Origin of the sequence: Vannielia litorea, assembly GCF_900142295.1 — a bacterium.
In the GTDB taxonomy this organism is placed as follows: Bacteria; Pseudomonadota; Alphaproteobacteria; order Rhodobacterales; family Rhodobacteraceae; genus Vannielia; species Vannielia litorea.
On the sequence record NZ_FSRL01000001.1, the window covers coordinates 2,831,316 to 2,856,718 of the forward strand.

At 67.4% G+C, this 25,403-nt stretch carries 23 protein-coding genes and 1 pseudogene; 4 read left to right on the plus strand and 20 right to left on the minus strand.

Going from position 1 to position 25,403, the window contains the following annotated elements; all coding sequences use genetic code 11:
- Nucleotides 1–11: 11 nt before the first annotated feature.
- From BUR94_RS13815 to BUR94_RS13855, 9 genes are all read right to left on the minus strand, one after another.
- Nucleotides 12–929, minus strand: coding sequence for an ABC transporter permease (locus tag BUR94_RS13815; RefSeq protein WP_074256780.1), 918 nt, complete (start codon nucleotides 927–929; stop codon nucleotides 12–14).
- Between the two features lie 60 nt (nucleotides 930–989).
- Entirely contained in the window at nucleotides 990–2,495 is a 1,506-nt protein-coding gene (locus BUR94_RS13820; RefSeq protein ID WP_074256781.1) for an ABC transporter substrate-binding protein, read from the minus strand.
- Nucleotides 2,496–2,524: 29 nt separating this feature from the next.
- The gene (locus tag BUR94_RS13825) at nucleotides 2,525–3,451 is read right to left on the minus strand and encodes a 2-hydroxyacid dehydrogenase (protein ID WP_074256782.1); all 927 of its coding nucleotides are present in this window, start codon (nucleotides 3,449–3,451) and stop codon (nucleotides 2,525–2,527) included.
- A gap of 160 nt (nucleotides 3,452–3,611) precedes the next feature.
- Nucleotides 3,612–4,361, minus strand: coding sequence for an HpcH/HpaI aldolase family protein (locus BUR94_RS13830; protein WP_074256783.1), 750 nt, complete (start codon nucleotides 4,359–4,361; stop codon nucleotides 3,612–3,614).
- Between the two features lie 39 nt (nucleotides 4,362–4,400).
- Entirely contained in the window at nucleotides 4,401–6,134 is a 1,734-nt protein-coding gene (gene araD / locus BUR94_RS13835; RefSeq protein WP_074256784.1) for an L-arabinonate dehydratase, read from the minus strand.
- The gene (locus BUR94_RS13840) at nucleotides 6,131–6,943 is read right to left on the minus strand and encodes an alpha/beta fold hydrolase (protein ID WP_074256785.1); all 813 of its coding nucleotides are present in this window, start codon (nucleotides 6,941–6,943) and stop codon (nucleotides 6,131–6,133) included. The genes araD and BUR94_RS13840 overlap by 4 nt, the downstream gene beginning before the upstream one ends.
- A gap of 182 nt (nucleotides 6,944–7,125) precedes the next feature.
- A complete protein-coding gene (locus BUR94_RS13845) occupies nucleotides 7,126–8,007 on the minus strand; it encodes a LysR family transcriptional regulator (protein ID WP_074256786.1) in 882 nt (293 codons plus the stop codon).
- Between the two features lie 131 nt (nucleotides 8,008–8,138).
- Nucleotides 8,139–8,870 (minus strand): SDR family oxidoreductase, encoded by a 732-nt coding sequence (locus BUR94_RS13850; RefSeq protein ID WP_074256787.1) that lies wholly within the window; start codon nucleotides 8,868–8,870, stop codon nucleotides 8,139–8,141.
- 152 nt (nucleotides 8,871–9,022) lie between these two features.
- The gene (locus BUR94_RS13855; protein WP_074256788.1) at nucleotides 9,023–9,475 is read right to left on the minus strand and encodes an Lrp/AsnC family transcriptional regulator; all 453 of its coding nucleotides are present in this window, start codon (nucleotides 9,473–9,475) and stop codon (nucleotides 9,023–9,025) included.
- Between the two features lie 142 nt (nucleotides 9,476–9,617).
- On the opposite strand from BUR94_RS13855, the gene BUR94_RS13860 reads away from it, so the two are divergent.
- Nucleotides 9,618–12,008, plus strand: a complete 2,391-nt coding sequence (locus BUR94_RS13860) for a hypothetical protein (protein WP_074256789.1) — start codon at nucleotides 9,618–9,620, stop codon at nucleotides 12,006–12,008.
- A 73-nt stretch (nucleotides 12,009–12,081) separates the two neighbouring features.
- Here the strand turns inward: BUR94_RS13860 and tcuB are convergent, their stop codons facing one another.
- From tcuB to BUR94_RS13875, 3 genes are read right to left on the minus strand one after another with little or no spacing between them, the layout of a single operon-like run.
- Complete coding sequence (tcuB, locus tag BUR94_RS13865) at nucleotides 12,082–13,158, minus strand: tricarballylate utilization 4Fe-4S protein TcuB (RefSeq protein ID WP_074256790.1); 1,077 nt, start codon at nucleotides 13,156–13,158, stop codon at nucleotides 12,082–12,084.
- A complete protein-coding gene (gene tcuA, locus BUR94_RS13870; protein WP_074256791.1) occupies nucleotides 13,148–14,533 on the minus strand; it encodes an FAD-dependent tricarballylate dehydrogenase TcuA in 1,386 nt (461 codons plus the stop codon). The genes tcuB and tcuA overlap by 11 nt, the downstream gene beginning before the upstream one ends.
- Nucleotides 14,530–15,210, minus strand: a complete 681-nt coding sequence (locus BUR94_RS13875; protein WP_074257734.1) for a GntR family transcriptional regulator — start codon at nucleotides 15,208–15,210, stop codon at nucleotides 14,530–14,532. Before BUR94_RS13875 ends, tcuA begins: the two co-directional genes overlap by 4 nt.
- 94 nt (nucleotides 15,211–15,304) lie before the next feature.
- On the opposite strand from BUR94_RS13875, the gene BUR94_RS13880 reads away from it, so the two are divergent.
- Entirely contained in the window at nucleotides 15,305–16,366 is a 1,062-nt protein-coding gene (locus tag BUR94_RS13880; protein WP_074256792.1) for an AbrB family transcriptional regulator, read from the plus strand.
- A gap of 16 nt (nucleotides 16,367–16,382) precedes the next feature.
- On the opposite strand, the gene BUR94_RS20750 is transcribed toward BUR94_RS13880, so the two are convergent.
- From BUR94_RS20750 to BUR94_RS13900, 5 genes are all read right to left on the minus strand, one after another.
- Complete coding sequence (locus BUR94_RS20750; protein WP_175570478.1) at nucleotides 16,383–16,547, minus strand: hypothetical protein; 165 nt, start codon at nucleotides 16,545–16,547, stop codon at nucleotides 16,383–16,385.
- Nucleotides 16,548–16,556: 9 nt separating this feature from the next.
- A complete protein-coding gene (locus tag BUR94_RS13885) occupies nucleotides 16,557–17,375 on the minus strand; it encodes a universal stress protein (protein ID WP_074256793.1) in 819 nt (272 codons plus the stop codon).
- Nucleotide 17,376: 1 nt separating this feature from the next.
- Complete coding sequence (locus BUR94_RS13890; RefSeq protein WP_074256794.1) at nucleotides 17,377–18,465, minus strand: 4-oxalomesaconate tautomerase; 1,089 nt, start codon at nucleotides 18,463–18,465, stop codon at nucleotides 17,377–17,379.
- 11 nt (nucleotides 18,466–18,476) lie between these two features.
- Nucleotides 18,477–20,507, minus strand: coding sequence for a tripartite tricarboxylate transporter permease (locus tag BUR94_RS13895; protein WP_074256795.1), 2,031 nt, complete (start codon nucleotides 20,505–20,507; stop codon nucleotides 18,477–18,479).
- A gap of 88 nt (nucleotides 20,508–20,595) precedes the next feature.
- Nucleotides 20,596–21,675, minus strand: a complete 1,080-nt coding sequence (locus BUR94_RS13900; protein WP_425445238.1) for a tricarboxylate transporter — start codon at nucleotides 21,673–21,675, stop codon at nucleotides 20,596–20,598.
- Between the two features lie 156 nt (nucleotides 21,676–21,831).
- Between BUR94_RS13900 and BUR94_RS13905 the strand changes: the two genes are divergently transcribed.
- Nucleotides 21,832–22,503: a response regulator transcription factor gene (locus BUR94_RS13905; RefSeq protein WP_074257735.1), complete on the plus strand. Its 672-nt coding sequence runs from the start codon at nucleotides 21,832–21,834 to the stop codon at nucleotides 22,501–22,503.
- Nucleotides 22,500–23,894 (plus strand): sensor histidine kinase, encoded by a 1,395-nt coding sequence (locus BUR94_RS13910; RefSeq protein WP_074256797.1) that lies wholly within the window; start codon nucleotides 22,500–22,502, stop codon nucleotides 23,892–23,894. Before BUR94_RS13905 ends, BUR94_RS13910 begins: the two co-directional genes overlap by 4 nt.
- Before the next feature lie 99 nt (nucleotides 23,895–23,993).
- Here BUR94_RS13910 and BUR94_RS13915 read toward each other — a convergent pair whose 3' ends face one another.
- From BUR94_RS13915 to BUR94_RS20755, 3 genes and pseudogenes are all read right to left on the minus strand, one after another.
- On the minus strand, nucleotides 23,994–24,434 hold the full coding sequence (locus BUR94_RS13915) for an ABC transporter permease (RefSeq protein ID WP_084193043.1): 441 nt from the start codon (nucleotides 24,432–24,434) through the stop codon (nucleotides 23,994–23,996).
- A 247-nt stretch (nucleotides 24,435–24,681) separates the two neighbouring features.
- Nucleotides 24,682–24,759, minus strand: a pseudogene (locus BUR94_RS21105) (hypothetical protein); the annotation flags it as partial.
- A 54-nt stretch (nucleotides 24,760–24,813) separates the two neighbouring features.
- Nucleotides 24,814–25,380 carry a hypothetical protein gene (locus BUR94_RS20755; protein ID WP_074256798.1) on the minus strand — a complete coding sequence of 189 codons (567 nt, stop codon included), beginning with the start codon at nucleotides 25,378–25,380 and terminating at the stop codon, nucleotides 24,814–24,816.
- Nucleotides 25,381–25,403: the final 23 nt, after the last annotated feature.

Consider the following 25,403-nt stretch of genomic DNA (forward strand, 5'->3'; position numbering starts at 1 on the left):
CTCTTGAGGGATTAAACTTTGATGCGCGGATCGAGGAGGGTGTAGATGATGTCGATCACGATATTCAGCAGGAAGATGCTTGCCGCGGTGACGATGACCGCGGCCTGGAGCACGGCGAAATCCCGCTGCACGATGGCGTCGATCATCAGCTTTCCGACGCCGGGCCAGCCGAAGATCGTTTCGACGATGACGGCCCCGTTGATGAGGCCCCTTGTCTGGTCTCCGGCAACCGTGACGGCCGAGATCACGGAGTTCCGGAGGGCATGGACGAAGATCACGCGCCCTTCCGGCATGCCCTTGGCGCGGGCGGCCTTCACATAGGGCGAGGCAAGGCTGGTGATCATCGCCCCCCGCACGACCTGGGTGGTCGTGCCGGTGATCTTGAACATCAGCACCCCGATGGGCAGGATCCAGTATTCGACCCCGCCGGTGCCGGATGTCGGAAGCAGCCCGAGCTGCACCGAGAAGAACAGGATCGCCATGATCGCCAGCCAGAAGTCGGGCGTGCTCGCGGCGGCCAGCGACAGGACGCTGGCGATACGATCGAACACCGAACTCGGCCGGTAGGCGGCGAGCGGACCGACCAGGAAGGCGACGATCATGGCGAGCACGACCGTGATGCCTGCCAGCCTGAGCGTCCAGGGAAAGGCCTGCATCACGGCTTCCATGGCAGGGATGTTGCGGCGCAGGGAGGTTCCGAAATCCAGCTGCAGGGAGTTGAGCAGGTAGTGGTAGAGCTGAACATGTATCGGGTCGTTCAGCCCGTGGACTTCGCGGAACTGCTGCCGCATCTCGGCGGAGGCCGTTTCCGGGAGATACAGAAGCGCCGGGTCGCCGGTCAGCCGCGCCATGACGAAAACGAGAACGAGCAGACCGAGCATCGCGATGAAGGCGAAGAACAGGCGGCGCAGCACGAAGTCTAGAAGCATCTGTCTCTCCAGTTTCGCCTCTCCGGCCCGGCCTCGAGCCGGAGAGGCGAGGTCGGCCGATTATTTCAGTTCGATCTTCGAGAGCGCGATCGAGCTGTTGGTGAACATCGTCGGCGTGAAGTCGATACGATCGCCGACGGCTGCGTAGCCGACCATATGGAACATCATCGCATCCGGCAGGATTTCATCAATCTTCCTGGCGACGGCCTTCCATTTCTCGACGCGGTCCGCGCCGGTGGCCTGGGATGCCTCGGACATCAGCCGGTCAAGATCTGCATCGCTCGTCTTGGACTGGCTGCCCTCGCTGCTCCACCGTGCCGGCAGCGAGAACACCGGGTCGCCCGAGGTGTTGTCATGCTGGTCGACGATGATCTGCGGCAGCCGGTCTTCGTCGAAGGGTTTCACCTGCATCCGGTTCTTGGCGGCCGCCTCGAACCATTGCAGGTTCACGTTGAGGCCGATGTCGTTGAGCATGATCTTGACGACCTCGTGGAACTCGGCCGCGTTGGGAAAGTGGCCGATCCGGCCGACGAGCTGGATCTCGGCGTCCACCGGCACGCCGTCGGCACGGGCCTCTTCGAGAAGCGCCCTGGCCCGCTCGGGGTCATACTCCCACTGGCGCACGTCCTCGCTCCAGCCGGGGATCGCCGGAATGATGATCTGCGTGGCCAGCGAGGCATCCTTGCTGATGACCGTGCCGAGCATCGCCTGGCGGTCGATGCCCAGGTTGATCGCCTCGCGCACGCGCCGGTCGTCGAGCGGGGGCTTCAGCTGGTCGAGGTTGAGCCGGATCGTCTCGGCATTGGGATAGGCAACGCCGAACTCGTCGGTCACGTCCTGCGAGGCGACCGAAGGTGCCAGGTCGGCTTCTCCCTGGGCGATCATCGCCGCCCGGACGGAGGATTCGGAACGCCAGATGAACGTGCCTTTCGCCACGCTCGGCGCGCCGCCCCAGTAGTCGGCGAAGGCAGACATCTCGACCGCCTGGCCCGCGGCCCAGTCATCCAGGCGGTAGGGGCCCGTGCCCGGAGCGCTGCGCACCTCGGCGTCCATCGGCACGTCGGCCGAGTGGACCATCAGGTTCGACAGCTTGAGCGGCAGTGTCGGGTCGCGCTCGGGGGTCCGGATGATGATGGTGGCCTCATCCACCACCTCGACATCGAGACTGGAGTCGCCAAAGAACTTTGTGCGGTTCTCGCAGGTCAGGTTGGCGTTCAGCGTCCGGTCGATGGAGTGCTTCACCGCCTGGGCGGTCATGGCGGTGCCATCGTGAAACGTCACGCCGGGGCGCAGCGTGAACTGCCAGCTGGTCTCGTCGAGGTCGGTCCAGGACACGGCAAGGCCCTCTCCGAGCGCGCCGGTATCGTGGTCGCGCGCCGTCAGCCCCTCGTAGAGATTGCCCAGGGCCACCAGCCCGTTGGAGCGGGCCGCCGTATAACAGGGGTCCAGGGTCGCGGGCTCGTCGCCGAGCACCACCGTCACCGCGGCCTCCTGCGCGAACGCCGGCATCGACATGCCGACCAGCACCGCAAGACCTGCGGTCAGGTTTCTTCCGATCATCTTCATGGTTTTCTCTCCTCCCAAAATTCTTGTGTCTATCGCACAGGCGTGATCGCGCCCCTCCCCGCGAACCAGCTGTCCAGGTTGTCGAACACCAGGTCGCCCATGTCCTGACGGGTCTTGATTGCCCCCGAGCCGACGTGTGGCAGCAGCACGACGTTGTCCAACTGCAGCAGGTCGTCGGGGACCTTGGGCTCCTTTGCGAAGACATCGAGACCGGCGGCGAGCAGCCTGCCGTTCTTGAGGGCCTCCACGAGTGCATCCTCGTCCACCACCGTGCCGCGCGCGATGTTCACCAGGGTGCCATGCTGCCCCAGCGCGGCGATGACCTCCCGCGAGATCAGCTTGTCGGTCTCGCCTCCGCCCGGCGTGGCGACGATCAACACCTGCACGTCGGCGGCCATCTGGGTGAGATCGGCATAATACTCGAGGTCGCACCCCGGCTTCTGGCGGCGGTTGCAATAGACCACCTCCATGTTCATGCCGCGCAGGCGCTGCGCGATGGCCTCGCCAATCCGCCCGAGGCCCACGATCCCGGCCTTCAACCCGCGCAGCGAGGGCGAGAGCGGAAAGGTCTCGCCGTTGCGCCAGCGACCTTCGCGCAGGAACCTCTCGGCCTGGGGTATCCGGCGCACGGCGGCGATCAGCAGCCCGAGGGCCAGATCGGCGACCTCGTCCGTCAGCACGTCAGGCGTGTTGGTGACCACGATATTCCGACGGGAGGCGGCATCGACATCCACCGAGTCATAGCCGACGCCGAACTTGGCGATCAGCTCGAGCTTGGGCATCAGCTCGAGTTCCGCCTCGCCAATCTTCTGCTGGCCGGCGAGCGCGATCGCGCGGACCTCGGACAGCCCGGGGACTCCCTCCTTGAGCACTTCCGCATAGACCGCGTCGTAGCCGTTGATCCGGTCACGCGACGTGGGAAAGATCTTGGGGATCAGGATCTTGGCTTTGCTCATTCTCGTCATTCTCGCTCTTGGATAACTTCTCTGGATCTGAACCGCTCAAGGGAGCCGAGGCCTGCCGGAACCAACCTTCAGGTCGCAGGCTATGGCAGCGATCAATGCCTGTCTAATGCGCACTTCGACTTGATCAATGCTGTATGCGCATCGAATGGATTTACACCCTTCGCTTGGCCGGAGCCGTGAGGGCCGATGCGAAATAGGTCTGGATCGCCTTGTGTTCGCTGCCCGCCGTGATGATCCGGGCTCCCCGCGCAAACCAGGCGCTGCACTCCGAAAGATCGCCGACGAACATCATCGGCGCCTTGCCGGCGGCCTTGCACATCTCGAACACGGCTTCGGTCGCGGCCTCGATTTCGGGCGCGTTCATGGGCAGTTCCCGGGAGACCGCGAGATCGGCGCGGCCGACGAAACAGGCATCCACCCCCGGAACGGCGGCGATCTCGCCCGCGTTCTCGACGCCTGTCGGGCTTTCGATCTGCACGACCACGACGATGTCACCGGTCCGTTCGATCAGCTCTCCTGCGGGGACCGTTCCGAAGCCGCCTGCTCGCGTGGTGCCGGCAAACCCCCGTCCCCCGGGGCCGTATCGCGTGGCCCGGACAATCGCCTCGGCCTCGGCAGCGGATTCGACATTGGGCACCACGATCCCCGCGACGCCCATATCCAGAACCCGCAGAATGGCCGCCGGCGTGCCCTCGACGAGGCGGACCAGGAGCGGCAGGCCGACCGACCGGGCGGCAAGGGCGCAGGTGTCGATCTGATCGACCGAGAAGGGCGCGTGCTCGGCGTCGAGCATGACGAAATCGAGCCCCGTTCCGCCCAGCACTTCGACGATCCCGTAGTGCGGTGTCTTCAGCACCGTGCCGACCAGCCGCTCCCCGGCTTCGAGTTTCTTTTTCAGCATCACATTCTCCGTTCTGTCCGATCGCATCTTCCGAGGGTTTCAGAAGATCTTGGGTTCCGGAACCGGATCACCTGCGGCGGTTTCGAGAAAGTCGAAATCGCAGCCGTCATGGGCCTGGGAGACGTGAGCGGCATACATGCGGCCAAAACCGCGCCCGAAGGGCTCGCCTCGCGGCGCCAACTCGGACTTCCGCCGCGCCAGCTCCTCGGGGGCAACCAGCATGTCGATGCTGCGCCCGGGGATGCTGACGCGGACGAGGTCGCCGGTCCTGAGCAGCGCCAAGGGCCCGCCGATATGCGCCTCGGGCGACACATGCAGCACGCAGGCGCCGTAGCTGGTGCCGCTCATCCGGCAATCCGACACCCTCAGCATGTCCCGCACGCCCTGCCGCAGCAGCTTTCTGGGGATCGGCAGCATCCCCCACTCCGGCATCCCGGGGCCGCCCACCGGGCCGGCATTGCGCAGCACGAGTACGGTGTCCCTGGTGACATCCAGATCGTCGTCGTCGATGCGGTCCTTCAGCTCTTCGTAGCTGTCGAAAACGAGCGCGGGGCCCGTGTGATCCTGAAATTCCGCGCTGCAGGCCGATGGTTTTATGACGCAGCCGTCCGGCGCGAGGTTGCCTTTGAGCACCGCCAGCGCGCCCTCCTTGTAGATCGGCTTGTCGAGCGGTCGGATCACGTCGTCATTGAAGACGCGGGCGGTTTCGATGTCCTGGCCTATCGCGTTGCCGCTGACGGATATCATGCCGAGATCGAGGTGTTGGCGGATCTGCTTCATCAGGCCGGGCAAGCCGCCGGCGTAGTAGAAATCTTCCATCAGATACTCGGCGCCGCTCGGGCGCACGTTGGCCACCACGGGGACCTTTCGGCTGGCGGCATCGAAGTCGTCCAGGGTGATGTCGACGCCCGCCCGTCGCGCGATTGCGATCAGGTGGATGATGGCGTTGGTCGAGCAGCCCATCGCCATGGCGACGGCGATGGCGTTCCGGAAGGAGCCGGGCTGCAGGATCTTCGAGGGCGTCAGCTCCTCGTGGACCATGTGAACGATCCGCCGGCCGGCTTCCTTGCTCATGGCAACATGATTGGAGTCCGCCGCAGGAATCGAGGAGGCGCCCGGCAAGGTCATGCCCAGCGCATCCGCGATGGCGGTCATGGTGGAGGCCGTGCCCATCGTCATGCAATGCCCGAAGCTGCGGGCAATCCCGCGCTCGACGCCCTCCCAATCGGCCTGGGTGATCTCCCCGGCGCGCAGCTCGTCCCAGTACTTCCAGCTGTCGGACCCTGATCCGAGGATCCTGCCCTGCCAGTTTCCGCGCAGCATCGGGCCAGCCGGAACGTAGATGGCCGGAACGTTCATGCTGATGGCGCCCATCAGCAGCGCGGGCGTGGTCTTGTCACATCCGCCCATCAGGACCACGCCGTCAATCGGGTGCGACCGGATCAGCTCTTCGACCTCCATCGCAAGGAGGTTGCGATACATCATCGCCGAAGGCTTCACGAATTGCTCGGCGAGCGAGAGCGCCGGCAGTTCAAGCGGAAACCCCCCGGACTGGTGGACGCCGGTCTTGACCGACTCGGCGCGGCTGCGGAAGTGGGCGTGGCATGGGTTGATATCGGACCAGGTGTTGACGATCGCAATGATGGGCCGGCCTTCCCAGTCTTGCGGGTCGTAGCCCATCTGGCGCATGCGCGAGCGATGCCCGAAGGTGCGCAGGCCCTTGTCGCCGAACCAGCGATGAGAGCGCAGGGTGCTCGGGTCCTTCCGGGTCACTGGGCAATCCTCTCACCGAAGCGCGCCAGTTCCTCCACGAAGCGGGTCGGGTTCTCGGTATGCAGGGCGTGGCCCTCGTCGGGAAACTCGACCGTCTCCGCCCTGGGAATGCTGGCGGTGAGCTCATCGACATCGGCCTGGACCCGGAACAGCCGGTCGTGAAGTCCGGTCAGGACCAGCACGGGCACGTCGATCGTCTCCCAGGGAAAGCCCCAGTCGACATGGCGCGACGCAGCGCTGATCCGGTTGCGGGGGTGGCCCTCGGGCAGCGGCGCATAGGGCTCCGGGGTCAGGAAACGGGGGCGGATGTTGCCCAGCTGTCTTGTGCTGACGGTGACCGGGCGAAAGGCATCATGCAGCAGGCGCTCGCCGCCGAGGTCCATCAGCCGGTGCTCAAGCTCGGCAATCCACTCGGTCAGCGGCCCCTTCTTGCGCAGGGTGTTGACCAGCACGAGGGCGTCGCAGGGACTCCCCGTCTGCCAGAGGCGCGCCGCATGCAGCCCGCCGATCGACAGGCCCACCAGGATGATCCGCTCGAGACCGAGGTGCTCGATCACCCGGCGCAGGTCGCTGACGATCTCGTCTTGTTCGAAGGTGGATTGGGCAGAGAATTCGGTGCGGCCCTGGCCCCGGAAATCCACGGTGACAACGCCATAGCCATGCGCGTGCAGGCCGGGTGCGATATCCTGCTCCCACACGGCGGCCTTGGCGCCGGAGGAGTTGACGAAAAGGAAGGTCTGGCGACCGTTCTCCGCCTCCAGATGCTGGTAGTAGATTCGGGATGTGTCGTCGATCTCGAGAAAACTCACTGCTTGTCCTTCTGCTCCTGAGGTCACCGATCCACGGGGGCCTTGCCGCCTGCGGTCATGCGAGCTGGTGCTCGCCGGTTCGCGGCCAAGCTAGGGGGAAAGTTCAATGCGCGTCCAATGCCCATTTTGGCACAATCAATGCCAAGCCCGCATCGTCGCGCCAAGGTCGGGGCAGCGCCGGGTCAGATCGTGCGGGCGATATCCAGCACGCGGTGCACCAGCGTGTTGTCGTTGTCGCGCCGCCACGCCATGTAGAGCTCGACGAAGATCGGATCGTCCTCGCTGATCGTGCGAAACACCACCGTCTCCCGCGCCAGGACTTCAGCCGATTGCGGCACGAGCGCGACCCCGATGCCCTTGCCCACCAGGGACACGATCGTGTGGATCTGGGAAAGCTCCTGCCGCACCACGGGCGTCACGTTGTGCTGAAGGAACTTGCGGTGCAGATGGTCCTGAAAATGCGGCGCGTCTTCCTTGGGATAATGAATGAAGTCGAGGCCGCTCAGGTCTGCCCAGGTCACCTCGGACTTCGTCGCAAGCGGGTGGCTGCTGGGGCAGACGAGCCGCATCGCCTCGCGCGAGATGCACTCGAAGTCGAAGACCCGGCGATCAATCGGAAGCCGCGTCATCGCGATCTCGATCTCGCCGATCTCGAGCGCCGCCATTTGCCGCTTGCTCAGCATTTCCTTCAGTTTCAGAACCACGCCCGGCATCGCCTCCCCCATGCGGCTCACCAGCGCGGGCATGAAGTGATAGGCAGAGGCCGCGGTGAACCCGAATCGCACGAGGCCGGTCTGGCCCGCGGCGACATCGCGCACGGAGGTGACCGAGGTTTCGAGCAGCCGCAGGATCCGGACGGCATCGGCATAGAGCGTCTTGCCGGCCTGGGTCAGCTCGACCGACCGGCTGTTGCGCTTGAACAGCTCGCAGCCGAGGCTCTGCTCGAGCGCCTGGATGCGCCGGCTCAACGGCGGCTGCGTCATGTGCAACCGGTCCGCGGCGCGCCCGAAATGCAGCTCTTCGGCGACGACAACAAAACACCTGAGATGGTTGATCTCTATCACTGGCCACCTCTCCGCGCTGATTGCCGGGCCATTCCGCAGCCGCCCTGCCCTAGCGGTATCGCCATATCAAACGCATGTCGATCACCGGGCCGCCAGGCCGCCGGGTTGGCCGATCATGCGTCGACCGAGGGTCAGCCGCGGCCGATGTAGGGCATCTTTGTCGCCATCAGGGTCATGAATTGCACATTCGCCTCCAGCGGCAGCCTGGCCATGTTCAGCACGGCCTCGGCCACGTGCTGCACGTCCATGGTCGGCGGCGGCGCCTCGCCGCGCTCGATCGAGCGCGAAATGATGCCTTCCAGGAGCTCGGTTCGCGCGTTGCCGATGTCGATCTGGCCGCAGGCGATGCCGAACGGCCGGCCATCGAGGCTGATGGACTTGGTAAGGCCGGTGATCGCGTGTTTCGTCGTGGTGTAGCAGCAGGCGCCTTCCCGCGGGGCATGGGCCGAGACGGAGCCGTTGTTGATGATCCGCCCGCCCGATGGCGTCTGCCGTCGCATCTGCCCGAAGGCCGCGCGCGCGGCGAGGAACATGCCGGTCAGGTTGACCGCGACGGACTGGTGCCAGCTCTCGACGCTGATCTCGTCGAGCGGGGCGGCGGGGGTGAAGACGCCGGCGTTGTTGAAGAGCACGTCAAGACGCCCTGTGCGTGCGACAAGGCTGGCGAAGGCTGCCTCGATCTCCTCGGCGCGGGTCACGTCGGCCGGGAGTGGCACCGCGTTGTCGAACCCCGCCGCCACCTCCTCGAGCCGCTCGGCGTTGCGCGCCACGAGCCCCACGGTCCAGCCATCGGCCAGAAATGCCTCGGCCGTCACGCGCCCGATGCCCGAGCTGGCGCCGGTGATCAGTATCGTCCCTGCCATGTCGTGATCCTCCCCTTCACTGTGTTTCGCCACACCCTAGCCCGGCGTTTCGGGCGATTGCCGTCGAAAACCGGCTGGTTCCCGACGCTGCGCGCAGGAAAAGCCCTCGTTTCGCCCGGTCCGCGCGCGGATCTGCCAAATGTCGTGGCGCCTCAGGCGATGCGCGCCGCGATGCCCTTTACCCGCCGGATCGGGATCGAGGACTCGAGCGAGGCCACGCCGGGGAGCTTGGTCAGGCGGCGGGTCAGGAAGTGTTCGAAGTCCTCCAGGTCGCGCACCGAAACCCGTAGCAGATAGTCGAAATCGCCCGTCATCAGCCAGCAGTCCACCACCTCGGGGCAGCGTCCGATTTCCTGCTCGAAGGCGACGATCCGCTCGTCGATCTGCCGGTCGAGCCGAACCGAGATGAAGACGTTGAACCCGAACCCCAGCTTGGCCTCGTCGATCTCGGCGGTATAGCCGGTGATGTATCCCGCCGCCTCGAGCTTGCGGACGCGTCGGGCGCATGGCGAGGCAGAGAGCCCGACAGCCTCGCCAAGCTCCTGATGCGAGAGCCGCCCCTCCTTCTGGAGACGACGCAGAATCTTGTGGTCCAGGCTGTCCATCCCTTTGGCTCCTCCGCGATCGTTTTCGCCACAAAAGATCAAAACCGCGACGGCTTCCAGCGCAATCGAAGGCCATCGCTGCACAATCCGATGCGAAATCGCCCGATCCTCGGTGTATTCAAGGTGGAAACAGGAGGTCCGAATGAGCACTACCCCGTCGCACCTGCGAACCGTCGAGCAGCGCCTGCTGTGGTTGTCGCATTGGATGATCCACAACGCCAACCACCTGCGCCCCAAGGTGGACGGGATCAAGGTTGGAGGGCATCAGGCGTCTTCGGCCTCGATGGTCTCGATCATGACGGCGCTCTACTTCACCGCGCTGCGGCCAGAGGACCGGGTGGCCGTGAAGCCGCACGCCTCGCCGATCTTTCACGCCATGCACTACCTGATGGGAAACCTTTCGCGCGAGAAGATGGAGAACTTCCGGGGGTTCGGCGGCGTGCAGTCCTATCCGTCGCGCACGAAGGACGTGGATGACGTGGATTTCTCCACCGGCTCGGTCGGGCTGGGCGTTGCGATCACCTCCTTCGCCGCGATGGTGCAGGATTACATCACCGCCAAGGACTGGGGCACGGGGGTGAAGCCGGGGCGGATGATCGCGCTGATGGGCGATGCCGAGCTGGATGAGGGCAACATCTACGAGTGCCTGCAGGAAGGCTGGAAGCACGACCTGCGCAATGCCTGGTGGGTGATCGACTACAACCGCCAGTCGCTCGACGGGGTCATCCGCGAAGGGCTCTGGCAGCGGATCGAGAAGATCTTCGAGGCCTTCGGCTGGGACGTGGTGAAGGTGAAGTACGGGCGGCTCCAGCGGGCGGCCTTCGACGAGCCCGGCGGCGATGCCCTGCGCGCATGGATCGACGCCTGCTCCAACACGGAATACTCGGCGCTCACCTACATGGGTGGCGCCGTCTGGCGGAAACGCCTGATGGACGATCTCGGCGACCAGGGCGAGGTGACCGCGCTGATCGAGCGGCGCAGTGACGAGGCGCTCGCGGAGCTGATGGAAAACCTCGGCGGCAATTGCGTGGAGACCATGGCCGAGACCTTCGCGGCCATCGACCACGACCGGCCGACCTGCTTTCTTGCCTATACCATCAAGGGTTGGGGCACACCGATCGCCGGGCACAAGGACAATCACGGCGGGCTGATGACCAAGGCCCAGATGGCGGACTGGCAGACGCACATGGGGGTGCCGGAGGGGCAGGAATGGGAGCCGATGGCCGCCGTCCCAGACCCTGCGGCCCTGCGTGAATTCCTGGCGGGGGTGCCGTTCTTCGGCGCAGGCTCCCGGCGGCACGGCGACGCCCGGCTGGCCGTGCCGGCGATCGAGACCGCGAGCGACCGCGAGATCTCGACCCAGGCAGCCTTCGGCAAGATCCTCGATCACCTTGCGCGGGGCGACAGCGACCTTGCGCAGCGGATCGTCACCTCCTCGCCCGACGTGACCGGGACAACCAGCCTGGGGCCCTGGGTCAACCGGCGCAAGCTCTTCGCCCGCAAGGCGGTGTCCGACACCTTCCGCGAGCACCGTATCCCCTCGACCGCCAAATGGGAGTTCGCGCCGGAGGGTCAGCACGTGGAACTGGGCATCGCCGAGATGAACCTGTTCCTGCTGCTGGCCGCGCAGGGGTTGTCGCACAGCCTGTGGGGCAAGCGCCTGATCCCCATCGGCACGGTCTACGACCCCTTCGTGCACCGCGGTCTCGATGCGCTCAATTACGCCTGCTACCAGGATGCCCGCTTCATGATCGTCGGCACACCCTCGGGGGCGACGCTGGCGCCCGAAGGCGGCGCCCACCAGTCGGTCGGCACACCGCTCACCGGCATGGCGCAGGACGGGCTTGCGGCCTTCGAGCCGGCCTTTGCCGACGAGCTGGCGGTGATCATGGAATGGGCCTTCGACTACATGCAGCGCGACGGCGAGGGCGACCCCGACGAGCGCACCTGGCTGCGCGACGAAACCGGCGGCTCGGTCTACCTGCGGCTCACCACCAAGCCGCTGGAACAGCCCGGCCGACGGGTCGACGACGCCTTTCGCCAGGGCGCGATCGACGGGGCCTACTGGTTTCGCAAGCCGGGGCCGAACTGCTCGGTGGTCATCGCCTACCAGGGGGCCGTGGCCGACGAGGCCATCGCCGCCGCCGGGATGATCGGCGAGCACCGGCGCGATGTCGGCGTTCTGGCGGTGACCTCCGCCGACCGGCTGAACGCCGGCTGGACGGCGGCCCAGCGCGAGCGCAAGCGCGGCAACCCGGCGGCGCGCTCCCATGTCGAGCACCTGCTGGGCGCGCTGCCGCCGCATTGCCGGATCGTCACGGTGATCGACGGGCACCCGGCCACGCTGTCGTGGCTCGGGTCGGTCGCCGGGCACCGCACCATCCCGCTGGGCGTCGAGCACTTCGGCCAGACCGGCACGATCGGCGACCTCTACCGGCACTACGGCATCGACGCCGCCTCGATCACCGCCGCCGTGAGCGCGATGACGGAGGGCTCTGCCATCGGCATACCTCCGCGACCATCGGCCAGCTGATCGGCCCGCCCAGGGTGCCCGGGCTGGGCCGGCCGCGCCGAAACGTCTGCAGCGGCAGGGGTGTCTTGGGCGGTCAGGCCCCCTGCCGGCGCTTCCGCCCGGCATCCGCCGTGAGCGCGGCCATGCGGTAGAAGCCGTGCGCCATCTTGGAGAAGGGCGTGAGCAGGAAGAAGGTCAGCACCGCGCCGAGATGAAGCGGCAGCAAAATGGAGACGGCGCCGGTGCCGGTGGCGGCATAGAGCACGAGGCCGGTGGCGCTGACGGTCAGCAGCAACAGGATGAAGGCCATTTCGCCGCCCCAAGCCGCGGGGGCACCCAGGTGCGGGTCGGCCCTGGTCTTCAGCCAGGCAAGCCCCGCGGTGCCCGCGCAGAGCAGCAGCCCGCCGGGCACGCCCAGGAGCTTGGGGAGGGAGAAGAGGCCATAGGGCGCTTCGAGTCCGAGAAGGTAGTGCATGAGCGTGGCGGCAGAGGTGGAGGCGAAGCACATCAGAAAGCCCCAGAGCGTCGCCTGGTGGAAGTGCCGCCGCGCATGGCTGAAGCGGTCTTCGTCCTCGAAGTTGCAGCCATCGCCGTGGCCGCCTTCGAGGTTCTTCATCCGGCCGGCGGAACCGGTCGCGGCCCACAGGTCGGCGAGGTGGAGCGGGCCTGCGCCGATCGTCCTCCAGTAGGCCCGAAGCGAGACGGCGAGGGCCGCCAGCGGCAGCAGGAAGGCCGGCGCGAAGACGGCCACCATCAGCCCGTGCGACATATAGGCATAAAAGCCCTCGCCGCTGTCGGGCCGCAGGGCTTGGGCCAGGGCAAAGATCAGCCCGAAGCCCAGTACCAGCCCGGCCGCCATGAGCACGCCCGACCGGTCGAAGAGCCGCGCCAGCCCGCCGGGCCAGGCGTGGGCCTTCCAGCTCTCCTGGCGCACCTCGGCCAGCGCCTTGGGCAGGTTGAGCGCAAACTCGTGCGGCGCGGTATACTGGCAGGCGTAGTAGCAGCCGCGGCAGTTGTGGCAGAGGTTGGCCAGCTGGGTGAGGTTTCCGTCGGAGAACGCCCGCTCGGCGTGGAGTGCGGGAAACACCGAGCAATAGCCCTCGCAGTAGCGGCAGGCGTTGCAGATCTCGGACTGGCGGCGGGCCTCGGCGATGTAGGTTTCAAGCTGCATGGGTCGCGGCCTCCTTGCCTGCGATGCGTCCGAAGACGGTGCCGATGGTCATGCCGAACCCGGCGAGGTAGCCCTGGCCCAGGATCGAGCCGGCCATGGTTTCGCCCGCCGCCCAGAGGTTGCGGACCGGGCGGTTGCCGATGGCGCATTGCGCCCGGTCGTCCACCTTCAGCCCGAGGTAGGTGAAGGTGACGCCGGTGCGCAGGCTGTAGCCATAGAACGGCGGTTCGGAGATTGGCCGCGCCCAGTTTGTCTTGGGCGGGGTGAGGCCGGTGGTGGCGACCCCGTCGAGCTCGGTGGGGTGAAACGCGCTGGTGTCGCCGCAGGCGGCGTTGAACCCGTCGACGGTCTCGCGCAGCCGGGCGGGCGGCAGGCCCATCCTCTCGGCCAGCTCCTCCAGCGTATCGGCCTTGATCGGCGGAAACACGGAGGGCATGAACAGCTCCAGCGACCTGGCGTCGATGATGACATAGCCCACCTGGTCGGGTTGGGCGGCGACGAGGCGCCCCCAGATGGCGTAGCGCTTGGGCCAGACATCCTCGCCCTCGTCGTAGAACCGCTCGCCGTCCTTGTTGACCACGATGGAGAACGGCACGCAATCGAGCCGGGTGACGATGCCGCCGTCGAACCTGGGCGCACGGCCGTCGATGGCGACGGCGTGGCACTGGGTCGGGTCGCCCACCTGCTCCACCCCCTGCCCCAGAAGGTCGGCCAGCACGACCCCCCGGTTGTAGGGCGTGCCGCGGATCAGGAAGTTTTTCGCCGCAGGCCCCCAGGCGCGGGCGAGCCAGTCGGTATCGGCCTGAAATCCGCCGGAGGCCACGACGACCGACTTGGGCGAGAGCCGGTGCTCGTGCCCGCCGTGGGTGTAGACGACCTCGGCCACGCGGTCCTGCTGCACGTCGAGGTGGGTCACGGCGGCCTCGTAGAGAACCTCCACGCCCAGCGCCTCGGCGGTGCGGTAGTAGGCATTCACCAGGCTCTTGCCGCCACCGAGGAAGAACGCGTTGGTGCGGGCAAGCGAGAGGGTTCCGGAGAGCGAGGGCTGAAAGCGGACGCCGCGGGCCTCCATCCAGGGCAGGCACTCTTCGGAGGTGCGGATCGCCAACCGGGCGAGCGCCTCGTCGGTCTTGCCGCCGGTGACTTTCATCAGGTCGGCGAGATACTCGTCTTCGCTGTAGCTCTCGACCAGCGGGCCCAGGGGGCCGTGATGCATGCAGCGGAAGTTGCGGGTGTGGCGCGAATTGCCGCCCCGGTAGGGCTTGGGCGCGGCCTCGAGGATCCGCACGCGCGCGCCCGCCTCGGCCGCGGTGATCGCCGCACAGAGCGCGGCATTTCCGCCGCCGATGACCAGAATGTCGGGGGTCTCGCTCACAGGGTATCTCCGTCGAAGAGGGGGCGGGCACGCAGGGCGCGCACGCGGACCCGCTGGGCCTTTTCGATGTGCGCGCGCATCGCGGCTTCGGCCAGCGCGCCGTCACGGGCCTTAAGGGCCTCGAGCACGCCGTAGTGCTCCTCCACCGCCTCGGCCGCGCGGTCGGGATGGGTGAGCGTCGTCGGGCCCAGGATCATCAGCGACTTGTGCAAGCCGGCGATGGAGCGGGCCAGGAACCGGTTCTTGGCGGCATCGAGCAGCGCCGCATGGAACTGGCGGTTCAGAACGAAGGCCTCGGGGCTGTTGCCCAGCTTCTCCAGCGCCCGGTTCATGTGAAGGAGCTCTTCGATCTCGATCTCCGAGGCCGCGCGGGCGGCGAGGCGGGCCGCCGTGCCCTCGAGCACCGTGCGCATCTCGTAGAGCTCCATCACCTCGGCATAATCCAGCGTGCGGATCGCGGCGCCCTGGCGCGGAACATGGGTGACGATGCCATCGGCCTCGAGCTGCCGGATCGCCTCGCGGACCGGCGTGCGCGAAACGCCCAGCCGCTCCGCCAGCTCGGTCTCGCGCAGGCGGTCGCCGGGGTTGAGCCGGCCTTCCCGGAGTTCGACGAGAAGCCGCTGGTAGGCGCCCTCGCCCTGCGAGCCGGGTTGGGGAAAGTCGTCGATCTCGTCCATCTCGGGTGCCACCAGAATCGGATTGCAGTTTTTGTATCCAATCGTATACACTCGCATCCATGGCAGATCAACTGCCCCATTCCGGAGCCTGCGCGTGACCTTCAGGGCCTTCTTCTCCTCTCCCTTGCGGCAACGGCTGCTGACCCTCGGCCTCGCGACGGCGGGCACGGCACTGTTCTGGCTCGCGGAGCTGCCGCTGCCCTTCCTGTTCGGGCCGATGACGGCCTGCCTGCTTGCGGCCCTGCTCGGCGCCCCGCTTAAGGGCTTTGGCCAGGTCTCGGTCGGGGCGCGCACGATACTGGGGGTCGCCGTTGGGGCCTCGATCACGCCGGCGCTCTTTGCCGAGCTTCCGACGATGGCGGCCTCGGTCGCGCTCATCCCCTTCTACATCGTATTGATCGGGCTCATCGGGGTGCCGTTCTTTCGCAGGGTCTGGGGATTCGACGCGCCAACCGCCTATTACGCGGCCATGCCGGGCGGCTTGCAGGACATGGTGATCTTCGGCACCGAAGCCGGCGGCAACCCGCGCGCCCTGGCGCTGGTGCATGGCACGCGGGTGCTCATCATCGTCACCCTGGCGCCGATCTTCCTCACGCTCGTTTACGGCGCGGCACTGACCAACCCGATCGGCGCGCCGGCGGCCGACATCGCGCTGCACGAACTGGGGCTGATGGTGGCCGCCGCCGTCATCGGCTGGAAGGGCGGAGAGCGGCTGGGCCTGTTCGGCGCCTCGATTCTCGGGCCGCTGATCGTGACAGCCCTGCTCTCGCTCACCGATCTCATCCACTCCCGCCCGCCGCGCGAGGCCATCCTCTTTGCGCAGTTCTTCATCGGCTGCGGGATCGGGGTGCAGTTCACCGGAGTGACCTGGGCCGAGCTGCGCAGGGTGGTGGCGGCGGGCGTGGCCTATGTCATGCTGCTGGCGGTGCTGGCGGCCGCCTTCACGCTGGTGGTGACAGGCCTCGGCCTGGGCGACCCGGTGGAGGCCTTTCTGGCCTTCGCGCCGGGCGGGCAGGCCGAGATGACGGTGCTGGCCATCGTCACCGGGGCGGACCTGGGCTTTGTCATCACCCACCACCTTACCCGGATCGTGCTGGTCATCCTCGGCGCACCGCTGGCGGCGCGGCTGATCCGCCGAGCCCGGTCGCGCGACTGAGCCTTCGGTGCGCGCCTCAGGCCTGACCGTTGAGCGCGGTCAGGGCCTTGCTGACACGGCGGTGCAGGTCGGTGAGCATGCGCGTGTCCCCGTTGCCCGACACAATGTCGCGGGAGAGCATTTCGCGCATCTTCTCGAGGTCGGTGATGAACTGACGGAGCTGGCTGTGATTGGCGGTCATGGCAGGGCCTCAGTGAGAGATGAGAACGGGAATTCGGATTTCGCGCAGCACGCTGGCGGTGACTCCGCCAAGGAAATCCTCGCGGAACTTGGAGTGCTCATAGGCGCCCATCACCAGCAGCGAGGGGTCATTCTCGGCGCAGAACCCGAGGATCGCCCTGGTGACCGGCTCGCTCTCGGGGAACGGCCGGTGCAGCGGCTCCACCCCGTGGCGGGTCAGATGGGTGAGCAGGTCTTCGATCGGGGGCCACTCCTTGCGCTGCCCGACGGTGAGCACGGTCACGCGGCCCTGGTCCTCGAGCAGGCGGAGGCTGTCGGAGAGCGCGCGCGCCGCCGAGCGCCCGCCGTCCCAGGCGAGCGCGGCATGGCTGTGGCGGGCGTCCACATCATGGCCCTCGGGCACCACGATCACCGGGCGCCCGGAAAGCAGGGCGATGCGGTCGGGATGATGCGAGACATGCGCGTCATCCTCCTCCATGTGCCGCCCCACGATGAGGGCGTCGTAGGCGCGGGCGGCCTCGGAAAGCACGGCATCCACGCGTCCGGCGTGGGTGCGGAAGGTGAGCGCCGCGCCGAGGTCCAGCTCGCCGCGCAGGGCCTCGAACCGGGCCTCGATGCCGGTGACGATGCCGCTGTTGGCCTCGGCCAGCAGCGCGCGGGCCTCCTTGGGAATCCAGCGCGAGGTGGTGTCGAAGACGGCATGCGTCGAATGGGCCAGCAAGGCGGTCACATGGGCGCCGCGGGCCCGCGCCAGCGCCGCGGCATAGCGCAGCGCGGCCACCGAGGCCTCGGAGCCATTGAAGGCGACGAGCAGGTTCATGATCGGCATGTCAGAGACCTTTCCAGATGCGGGAGGGCACGTAGATCCGGCCGTCGGCCAGCTTGCGGGCCGTGCGCAGCAGGCCCGCGGAGTTGAGCGAGAAGCCCGCCGCGCTGTCGAAGTCCACCAGCACCTCGATGGTGCCGGAGGGATGCTCGAGCACCACGTTGGCGGGGCTGGCGGTGGGCCTGTCGAGCAGGCCCTCGGCGATGGTGCCGGGCGTGAGGGCGCAGGAGGCCATGCACTGGCTGCCGGTCACCGCCATGCTGGGATGGGTGTTCCAGGGCATGAAGTAGCGGGCCGCGATGGTGCCGCCCTCGCGTGCGGGCGCGAAGAGGCCGAACTTGGGCGTGACCGACCTGGTCACGTCGCCCAGCCCCATCAGCGCGCCCGCCCGGATGCGGATCGCCTCCATGCGGGCGAAGAAATCCTTGTTGGCGTCCAGCTCGGCGGCGCTTTCGTAGCCGGTGAGGCCGAAGTCGGAGGCGCGGGCGATGGTCATGGGCATGGCCACGTCCATGCAGGTCACCTCGATCCCTTCGATCTCGTCGCGCAGGTTGCCGGTGGGCAGGAAGGCCCCGGTGGAGGAGCCGACGACGCCCATGAAGTTCAGCGCGATCGGCGCGGCGCTGCCCGGCACGCCGGCGATCTCGGCCTCGCCGTCATAGGTGAGCACGCCGCCCGGGGTCTGAACCTTCGCCAGCACCTTGGCCCCGGTGTTCACCGCGCGGATCTTCACCTCGGTCACATCGCCCGAGGGCCGCACCAGCCCCATCTCGATCGCCGCCGGGCCGACGCCCGAGAGGATGTTGCCGCAGGTGGGCTTGAAATCCACCAGCCGGTCCTCGACCGAAACCTGGGCAAAGAAGTAGTCGACCTCGGCCCAGTCGTCCTCGGAGGGCGAGAGCATGGCGACCTTGGTGGTCACCGCCGCACCCGCGCCGATGCCGTCGATATTGAGCGCGTGGCCAGAGCCCACCGCCGCCACCAGCACCGCCGCCAGCGTGTCGAGATCCTCGGGCAGGTCGGCGCGGTTGAAGTAGGGGCCCTTGGAGGTGCCGCCGCGCATGAAGACGTAGGGGATGCCGGTCTGGGTCATGTCCTGCGTCCTCACTTCAGCGGCCAGGGCAGGTCGACGGCGTCCTGCAACAGGCCCGGCGGGAAATCCCGGTTCAGCGCGCCGGCCATGAAGCAGATGAACCCGATGCCGCAGGCGGTGAGGATCAGGGTCTTGAGCCAGCCCGCCCCGGCCCGGATCCGCAGGAAGCCGACCATGAAGCCCACCAGAGCGAGGATGAAGCCGACCACCCAGGTGGCGGCGATCAGCCCGGCGAACCACGCGAGGGTCGACCACAGCCCGTAGGGCGCATCGGCATCCTCGCCCGCGATCTCCTTGTCGGCGAAGATCACGTCGGTCTCCGGGCGCATCATCATCTGCACCAGCATGACGAGGCAGCAGAACAGGGCGATCCCGCCCACCACCAGCGGCACGATCTTGTCGGTCATGGCGTAGTTGGGGATCATCCCTGCGTTCACCAGCGACACCACCAGGTAGGCCATGATGGCGAAGAGAAACACCAGCGGTGCGCGCTTGGAGCCCGACTTCACGTCGCCTTCGGCCATGATGGTCTTTGCCTGCCGGATGCCCAGCACCACCGACACCACGGTGATGATGATCAGGATGATCACGATGGGCGAGAACAGGTATTCGATGCCCTCGCCAAAGCTCTTGCGGAAGCGGAAGGAGGCGATCTGGAACGCCTGGTTGCAGAACTTCTCCACCGGCTCCGACAGCACGAAGCCGATCAGGAAGGCCGGACGGGACCAGTCGAACCGGCGCAGGAAGATGCCGATCAGGCCGATCACGAAGAGCGCCAGCAGATCCTCGAAGTTCTCGCCGGACTGGAACGCCGCGAAGCTGATCAGCATGAAGAGGAACGGCGCGAGGTAGGTGAACCGGATCGTCGTCAGCTTGGCGATGCCGCCGGATGCGGCGATGCAGAGCACCGTGCCCACGACATTGGCCAGCGCCAGAAGCCAGACGATGGAATAGGTGATATCCAGGTTGTCGCGCAGCATTGCCGGGCCGACCTCGATATCGCCCGACCCCAGTAGCGCGATGGCGCCGATGAAGATCGCCATGCTGCCCGAGCCGGGGATGCCGAAGAGCAGCGTGGGCACCAGCCCGCCGCCCTCCTTCGCGTTGTTCGAGCTTTCCGGCCCGATCACGCCGCGGATCTCGCCCTTGCCGAAGTTCGACTTGTCCTTGGTGGTCTGCACCGCGTGGCCGTAGGCGATCCAGTCCACGACCGAGCCGCCGAGGCCGGGGATGATGCCGACCAGCACGCCGATCAGCGAGCAGCGGACCGAGAGCCACTTGTTGGCCACCCAGTCGCGCACGCCCTGGGTCCAGCCCGCGCCCAGCCTGGCCTCGCCGGCAATGGCGCGATCCTGGCGCAGCAGGCTGACGATCTCGGGCACGGCGAAGATGCCGAGGCCCACGATCACCAGCTTCAGCCCGTCGGTGAGATAGGGAATGTCATAGCTCGCCATCCGCAGCGAGCCGCCCGCATCGGCGATACCGATGGTGCCCAGCATCATGCCGAGCCCGGCCGCGGCGAGGCCCTTCAGCGCCACGCGCCCCGCCAGCACGGCCACCATGGAGAGGCCGAGGATGGTGATCATCAGCATTTCCGGCAGGCCGAAGGCCAGCACGATCGGCCGGGCGATGAGGATGAAGACGGTCAGGAAGAGAGCGCCCACCAGCCCGCCGAAGAGCGAGGAGGTGAAGGCCGCCGACAGCGCCCGCGCGGCCTGGCCCTGCTTGGCGAGCGGGAAGCCGTCGAGCACCGTGGCCTGGCTCGCCGAGGAGCCGGGGATCCCCATGAGCACCGAGGCGAAGGTGTCGGAGGTGGGCACCACGGCCACCATGCCGATCATCAGCGCAAGGCCCAGGACCGGGTCCATGCCGAACATGAAGGGCAGCAGGAGCGAGAGGCCCGCGATGCCGCCGAGGCCGGGGAAGACGCCCACGGCGAGGCCCATCAGAACGCCGAGTACGAGGTAGCCCAGAACAACAGGTTGCAGGATGAGGGCCCAGGCCTCGCCAAGCGCAGGCAGGGCGGTCGCGAGAATGTCCATCGCACCGACTTTCGATCAGGAGTGGCAGTTGGGGAGTGGGGGCGGCCCCGGCCGAGGGTCGGCGGGGCCACAAAGTGTCGCCGGAGGCTTACTCGAGCGTGACGCCGTAGGCCGACTTCAGCCAGTCCACCACATGGGCGCGGGCCTCTTCGCTGACGGTCGTGGCCTGCTCGGCGGCGTTGGCCGCACCGGCGCCCACGAACATCGGGTAGTCACCCACCTCGTTCTTGGCGAGCTCCTTGAAGCCGGGGTCGGTCCGCACCGCCTCGAAGGCGGCGACATAGGCATCGACCATATCCTGCGGTGTGCCGGCGGGCAGGAAGGCGATCTTCTGGCTCGGGTAGCCGGAGATGAAGAAGGCCTTCCAGGCGTCCCAGGCAGTGCCCTCGGTCTCGCAGCCCTCGGTGGCTTCGCAGACTTCCTTGAAGCTCGGCATGTCGGGGAAGGTCGGGTCGCGGACGATCACGCCGTTCTCGTCGAGCGCGCCCCAGGTCATCATCGGCACGGCGGTGCCGGCGGCCACCAGGTCGGCCGCGCCGCCGAGGTAGCCCGAGGAGGTCTGGTAGTCGATCGTGGCTTCGCCGCGCTCGAACATCAGGCGGCCGTCACCGCGCCCCTTGATCCCGAAGACCGGCTCCACCTTCATGCCCAGCATCTGCCAGGCGAGCAGCGGCACGAGATCGAGGCCGGTGGCCCCCTGCGAGCCGAAGATGAAGTCGATGTCCTTGAGGTTGTTGGCCGAGCCGTCGAACTTGGCGCCATCCTCGGCGTTGATGTAGGCCACGCCGCCGGTGCCGGTGGCCATGACGGGGATCCAGTCCTTGTACTCGTAGCGCACGCGCGGGTCGTTCAGCAGGTAGGGAAACTGGGTCGAACCGGAGGTGCCGAACAGCAGCGTGCCATCCTCGTGCTCCTGCTCCTGGAACCAGTTGGCGCCCTTGGTCGAGCCGGCGCCGGGCATGAACTTGACCACCACGGTCGGATTGCCGGGCAGCTGTTCGGAGAGCAGCGGCGCGAAGAAGTTGGCCCATTTGGCGGAGCCGCCGGTTTCGGAGAACGGAATAACCCATTCGATCGTCTTGCCGGAAAAATCGACTTCGGCCAGCGCGGGGGCGGTCATCCCGGCAACGGCGAGCGTGGCAGCAGCCAGTCTGGATGCGAGCTTCATGGTCATAGGTGTCCTCCCAAGGACGTTCGTCGTGCCCGGTGCAGCGCACCGAACCCTTCAGTTTTGCATTTCAGGGAACGAATCCCTCCTCCAATGCGACTGAACCTGCCGGACCAACCTTGCGCCAAACTTGCGCAACATGACAAAACTTTGATCATGAGGATCGCCATCATCGAGGATAACACGGAGCTGGCACATGGAATTGCCTCGCGTCTGCGCGACCGGGGCCATTCGGTGGACGTGCTGCACGACGGCGAGGAGGGCGATGCCTTTCTGGCCCGGGATGGCGCCGACCTCGTGGTGCTCGACATCAACCTGCCCCTGATGAACGGGCTCGCCGTGCTGCGCGCCCTGCGCCGGCGCGGCGACGGGGTGCCGGTGATCCTGCTCACCGCGCGCGGCGAGACGGAGGAGCGCGTGGCGGGTCTCGATGCGGGTGCCGACGACTATCTGACCAAGCCCTTCGAAATGGACGAACTGGAGGCGCGGCTGCGCGCGCTGGCGCGGCGCAAGAACCTCGTCTTTGCCGCCATCGACCGGATCGGGCAGCTCGTCTTCGACCGGACCAGCCGCCAGCTGCTGGACGGCGACGAGCCGCTCGACGTGCCGCGCCGCGAGATCGCCACGCTGGAGTGCCTGCTCGAGCGGCGCGGGCGGATCGTGGCGAAGGCGCAACTCACCGCCCATGTCTACGGGACCGGGGCAGAGGTGGACGACAGCGCGATCGAGCCCCATGTCTCCCGGTTACGGCGCCGGCTGGAGGGCTACGGCATCAGGATCAAGACAGCACGCGGCCTGGGCTACATGCTGGAAGCCGAGACCCCATGAGCGCCGGGTCATGGTCGCTGCGGGCGCGACTGCTTCTGCTGATCCTCTGCCCGCTCCTGGTGGTCGGCTCGGCGCTGGGGTTCTGGCGGTTCCAGTCGGCGCAGAGCACGGCCCAGGAGCTGTTCGACCGGGGCCTTCTGGCCACCGCGCTGGCCATTGCACGGGACGTGACGATCTCGGAGGGCGATGCGCTCTCGCCCCGGACCCGCGACCTGATTTCCGACGCAGGCGGCGGCGAGGTGTTCTATCACGTCACCGGGCCGGGGGGATATTACGTGACCGGCTATGCCTACCCGCCGAGCGTCGGCGTGCGCCCGTCGGGCGATGACCTGCACTACCTGGTGGCGGAGTATCGTGGCGAGCCGGTGCGGGTGCTGCGCCTGACCGAGACCACCACGCTGGGAAACCTCACCGGCGAGACCATCGTGACCGTCTGGCAACGCGTCGCCGACCGGCAGCGGTTTGCCCATGCGCTGGCCTGGAGAGCCGCGGCGGTGATCACGGCGCTGCTGGCCACGCTGGTCGTGGTGGTGTGGTTCGGCGTCAACATCGGCCTGCGGCCGCTTGCAAACCTGCGCGCGGCCATCGAGCGCCGCTCGCCCGACGACCTGAGCCGGATCCAGCGCGCCGTGCCGGTGGAGGTCAGCGGCATCGTCAGCACGCTGAACCGCCTGCTCGGGCAGGTGGAAAACGACATCAAGGCGCATCAGGCCTTCATCTCCGACGCGGCGCATCAGCTGCGCAATCCGGCCTCCGGCATCCTCTCGCTGGCCGAGACGATGCCGGCGGTCACCGACCCCTCCGAGAGGGCGGCGCATGAGCAGAAGCTGATCGCCGCTGCCCGCAAGTCGGCCCGGCTCGCGGAACGGCTGCTCTCGCTCGAGCGCCTGCGCTACAGTACTGCCACGGCCCAGGAGGCCTTCGACCTGAGCGACTGCGCGGCGGCGGCCTGCGGCGATATCGCCTCGCAAGCCCTGGCGCGTGACATCGAATTCACCTTCGAGCGATGCCGCGAACCCCTGCCGGTCATCGCGGACCAGACCCTGGTGGCCGAGGCGATCGGCAATCTCGTCGACAATGCGCTGACCCATGGCGGGTCCGGGTTGCGCATGGTCCGCGTCAGCACCAGGACGGATGGCGCCGTCGCCGAGGTGGAGGTCGAGGATGACGGGGCCGGGCTTCCGGCCGGGGCGGACGCGGTGGTGTTTCGCAGGTTCAGCCAGCTCGACGGTGGCAAGGGCAGCGGCCTCGGCCTGTCGATCGTGCAGGAGGTCGCCCGCGCCCATGGCGGGGAGGCTGCGCTGCGGAGCCGCACCGGCGGCGCGACCTTCGTGCTGTCCTTCCCGCTTGCAAGGCCCGGCTCACCGGCGGCGCCGGCGCAGAGCGGCTGAGCCGCGCCGGGCGCCCGGTCAGCCGGAGGCGCGCCGACAATGGTGCCCCAGATCCGTCCGCGCCCGCCCGACTATCAGCAGCGCGGCGCCGCGGGCGATCTAGAGCATGCCCAGCGTTGCGATGAAGGGCGCCACGTTGAGCCGGGTGATCAGCAGCCCGTTCACCCAGCCCACGAAGACGCCGACGAGGCAAACCATCCCCACGATCTCGAGCGTGTCGAACTGGATCGACCAACCAAGGCCGAGGTCGATGCCGTTGAGCAGCAGGAAGCCCGCGATCATCGACGTGAGGCCCACGACCGAGCCGACCGACAGGTCGATGCCGCCGGTGAAGATGACATAGGTCATGCCGATGGCGAGGAAGGCGTTGATCGCCACATGCTTGGAGATCAGCACCGCCTTGGCAACGCTCAGAAAGTTGGGCGCGGCCATGGCGAAACAGGTCAAGACGAGGATCAGCGCCGCGAAGGTCCGGGCCTTCAGCAGCAGCAGGAGCCAGTTCACCTGCGCGGCGGGTTGCGGTTGGGCGGTGACGCTCATGCGGCGCTCTCCTGTCTGTGCTCATGGGGGTGGCCGCGGCGAGCACCTCGGCGGCCTCGGTAGTGCGGGAGAATTCGCCGGTGATCCGGCCATCGGCCATCGCCAGGATACGGTCGCTGAGCGCCATGCACTCCTCGATCTCGGAGGTGCGGACCAGCACCCCCAGCCCCTCGGCGGCGAGCTGCCGCATGACCCTGTAGATCTCGGCCTTGGCGCCCACGTCGACGCCGCGCCTGGGCTCGTCCATCAGCAAGATCTTCGGGCCGGTCATCAGCGCCTTGCCGATGATGACCTTCTGCTGGTTGCCGCCGGAGCGCGACGACACCGGGTTCTCGGCGCTGGAGACCTTGATGGTGAGCCGCCGCCGGAGCCCGCCGCGCTACGCGCCAATGGTTATATTATGTTTCGATGCAATCAGGCCGTCGCTTCGATGGCATCCAGGTTCCGCTCCAGCACGGCCATGACCGCCTCGCGCAGTGGATCGCGTGCCCCGCGCCCAGGCCGCGGCGAGGATCAGCTTGGAGCGCGTCGTGCCCGCCGGCACCGAGAGGCCCACGAAGGTGACGCCCGGCACCTGCAGGCGCGCGGTCCTGCGCGGCACGATGGCCAGCCCGGTGCCGGCCGCGACGAGGTTGACGATGGTCTGCCTTTCCTCCGCAACCTGCGCGATGCGGGCCGTCAGCCCGGCCGCCGCGTTGTCGATGGCACCGACCTTCAGGACCGGAGCCTCCGACTTGCGGACAAAGCGCACCTTGGCCTCGAAGGCGTCGGCCGAGGCCACCAGCGCGCGGGTGCCCTCGATCAGCGCCGCACCGGCCTCGGTGATTGAAACCGCCCGCGTGGTCCGCAGGAAGAGGCGGGTTTTCTCCGCGACGGCGAGAAAACACTTGGGCCGCTTGATGTCTATCGGGCGGCCTCTCTCTTTTGCAAATCTGAATAAAGTCATTTGACGATTGAGAAGCCGCATCC